This window comes from Vibrio sp. 10N.222.49.C9 (assembly GCF_041474985.1).
Taxonomy (GTDB): Bacteria; Pseudomonadota; Gammaproteobacteria; order Enterobacterales; family Vibrionaceae; genus Vibrio; species Vibrio crassostreae_C.
Genome location: NZ_JBFRVD010000045.1, coordinates 1 through 519 on the forward strand (window position 1 = coordinate 1; position 519 = coordinate 519).

At 53.8% G+C, this 519-nt stretch carries 1 rRNA gene; it reads left to right on the forward strand.

What is annotated here, in order from left to right:
• Window positions 1–509, forward strand: a 16S ribosomal RNA gene (locus AB4585_RS18755); the annotation flags it as partial.
• Between the last annotated feature and the right edge of the window lie 10 nt (window positions 510–519).

The following is a 519-nucleotide window of genomic DNA, read 5'->3' on the forward strand; positions in this document are numbered from 1 at the left end:
CTCTGAGACAGGTGCTGCATGGCTGTCGTCAGCTCGTGTTGTGAAATGTTGGGTTAAGTCCCGCAACGAGCGCAACCCTTATCCTTGTTTGCCAGCGAGTAATGTCGGGAACTCCAGGGAGACTGCCGGTGATAAACCGGAGGAAGGTGGGGACGACGTCAAGTCATCATGGCCCTTACGAGTAGGGCTACACACGTGCTACAATGGCGCATACAGAGGGCAGCAAGCTAGCGATAGTGAGCGAATCCCAAAAAGTGCGTCGTAGTCCGGATTGGAGTCTGCAACTCGACTCCATGAAGTCGGAATCGCTAGTAATCGTGAATCAGAATGTCACGGTGAATACGTTCCCGGGCCTTGTACACACCGCCCGTCACACCATGGGAGTGGGCTGCAAAAGAAGTGGGTAGTTTAACCTTTCGGGGAGGACGCTCACCACTTTGTGGTTCATGACTGGGGTGAAGTCGTAACAAGGTAGCCCTAGGGGAACCTGGGGCTGGATCACCTCCTTATACGAAGATA